This is a genomic window from Streptomyces sp. C (assembly GCF_000158895.1).
GTDB lineage: Bacteria > Actinomycetota > Actinomycetes > Streptomycetales > Streptomycetaceae > Streptomyces > Streptomyces racemochromogenes.
The window spans coordinates 2,935,601-2,937,846 of record NZ_GG657750.1 but is presented as its reverse complement, the minus strand read 5'-3'; the positions used below and the strand labels follow the sequence as shown (position 1 = coordinate 2,937,846).

Sequence of the window (2,246 nt, the reverse complement as noted above, 5' to 3'; positions counted from 1 at the left end):
CTTCCGGGGGTGGGGATCCGGTCGTTGTCGAGGGGGGTTCCGGTGGGCCTCCGGCGTCGCTTGCTCCCGGGCGGGGAGGGGCGTCGCCGTCGGCCGGGAAGCCTGCGGCGGGCAAGGCGCCGGCGCGGGACGAGGCGTACGCGGTGTTGCGGATTCCGCGGCTCGGGCTCGCCGTGCCCGTCGCCGAGGGGGTGGACAAGCGGGCCGTGCTGGACAAGGGGTACGCCGGCCACTACCCGGGGACCGCGCAGCCCGGTGCGGAGGGGAACTTCGCGCTCGCCGGGCACCGGAACACGCACGGGGAGCCGTTCCGGTACCTGAATCGCCTGCGGGACGGGGATGAGGTGTACGTCGACGTGCGGGGGCGCAGGTACGTGTACGTGGTGGGGAAGGTGCTGGCGGAGACGAGCCCGGGGGACGTGGGGGTCATCGGGGCGGTGCCGCGGAGCGGGGTCAAGCCCGGGTACGGCTATGAGGTGGCCGGCTCCTACATCACGTTGACCACGTGCACGCCCGAGTACACCTCCAAGTACCGGCTGGTGGTGTGGGGGTCCCTCAAGACCGTTGTCGGTGCGGAGCGTTAGTATCGGTCGTGGGTTCGGATTTCGAGGAGGGGGTGGGGATGGTGTTCGAGCGGTTCGTTCGTGCGCGGTCTTTCTTCGTCTCTTCTGTTCCGTCGTCCTCGCGCGTGGTGCAGCTGCTCGTCGCGCTGTTGCTGCTCGGCGGGTTCCTCGGGCTGGTGTCCGGGGATGCGGGGCTGGCCGCCGGTGTGGTCGTGCTGGCCGCCGCCGTCGCCGTGGGGGCCGCCGTGCTGGCCGCGTGCCTCGTACGGCCCGTGCCGCCGCACCGAATACGTACCGCGATCCGTGATCGCGAGCAGCGCACGGCGTTCCTGCCGCAGCGCGATCCCGACGCCTCGGGCCGGTCGCGGCCCAGGGCACCCGGCCGTCCCGTCATGACGGCCGCGTAGGGGCGCGCAGTGCCTCCTGCCTCCTGCTGATCCATCGCTGTTGTCGCCCCTCGCGGGTCGTCACGCCGAAATGCACCTTCTTCGACGTTTGACGAGACCCCTCGGAGGGCCCGCGTGTCCGTTTTCACTGATCTTGTCGTCGAGCTGGGCCGGCTTCTGGAGCCGGTGCTGGCCGATTCCGCGACCGCTGCCGCGATCGTGCTGTTCACCGTTCTCGTACGGCTGGCCCTGTACCCGCTGGGCCGTGCCGCGTTCCGTGCGGCGACGCCGGCGGCCGGCTGCCTGCCCATGCTGCTGCAGCTGCCGGTGTTCTACCTGATGTACCAGTCGTTCTCCTCGGGCGGTGAGCTGCTCGGGCACCGGCTGTTCGCCGCGCCGCTCGGCGCCCGCTGGACGGGGGCGCTGGAGGAGGGCGGCCCGTTCGGGGCGCAGGGGTTGGTGTTCCTCGGGCTGTTCGCGGTCATCGCGGTGGTGGCCGCCTGGAGCGCGGTGCGGGGGCGGCGGGCCGCCGCGGCCGCGCCCGTGCCCGTGCCCGTGCCGGTTGCGGGGAAGGGCAAGGGGGCCCAGCCCGCGCTGAGTGCCGAGCAGGTGGAGGCGATGCGGAAGGTGGGTGGCGTACTGCCCCTGCTGTCGTTCGGGACGCTGGTCACCGCGGCCGTGGTCCCGCTGGCCGCCGGGCTCTACCTGCTGACGACCACCGCCTGGTCGGTCGGGGAGCGGGCCTGGCTCCAGCACCGCAAGGACAGCGCCGCGCGTTCCAGTCTGTGAACGGGGTCTTGCGGATTGGTCGGACATCTTGGAGGATCGGCCAATCCTCCGATGGCCGCAACCCATCGGCCGGCCCGTGCCGTGCCCGTTCCACCGGCATGCCCATGGGCCGACCACCCACGACCACGGGAGAATGCCCATGAAGCTGCTGCGTGTCGGACCCGCCGGGTCGGAGCGCCCCGCGCTGCTCGACCAGGACGGGACCCTGCGGGACCTGTCCGGCCTGATCACGGATGTGGACGGCGCCCTGCTGTCCGACGAGTCCGTGCTGTCCCGGGTACGGGAGGCCGCGGAGGGCGGCGAGCTGCCGGTCCTGGACGCCGAAGGGCTGCGGATCGGCTCCGCGGTCGGCCGGATCGGCAAGGTCGTGGGCATCGGGCTGAACTACTTCGGGCACGCGGCCGAGGTCGGCGCGGAGCCGCCGGCCGAGCCGATCCTGTTCCTGAAGGCCGCGGACACCGTGGTCGGCCCCGACGACACCGTGCTCATCCCGCGCGGCAGCGTGAAG

Annotated in this window: 4 protein-coding genes; all 4 read left to right on the top strand. The window is 72.5% G+C overall.

From position 1 onward, the window contains the following. Positions 1–584: class E sortase (locus tag SSNG_RS13140; protein ID WP_007264316.1), on the top strand; the 584-nt coding region annotated here is incomplete at its 5' end. A 38-nt stretch (positions 585–622) separates the two neighbouring features. Then, positions 623–970 carry a DUF6412 domain-containing protein gene (locus tag SSNG_RS13135; protein WP_050779861.1) on the top strand — a complete coding sequence of 116 codons (348 nt, stop codon included), beginning with the start codon at positions 623–625 and terminating at the stop codon, positions 968–970. A 114-nt stretch (positions 971–1,084) separates the two neighbouring features. After that, positions 1,085–1,738, top strand: a complete 654-nt coding sequence (locus SSNG_RS13130; RefSeq protein ID WP_007264314.1) for a YidC/Oxa1 family membrane protein insertase — start codon at positions 1,085–1,087, stop codon at positions 1,736–1,738. Positions 1,739–1,877: 139 nt separating this feature from the next. Then, positions 1,878–2,246, top strand: a 369-nt coding sequence (locus SSNG_RS13125; RefSeq protein ID WP_042800942.1) for a fumarylacetoacetate hydrolase family protein, incomplete at its 3' end; no start/stop codon positions are given.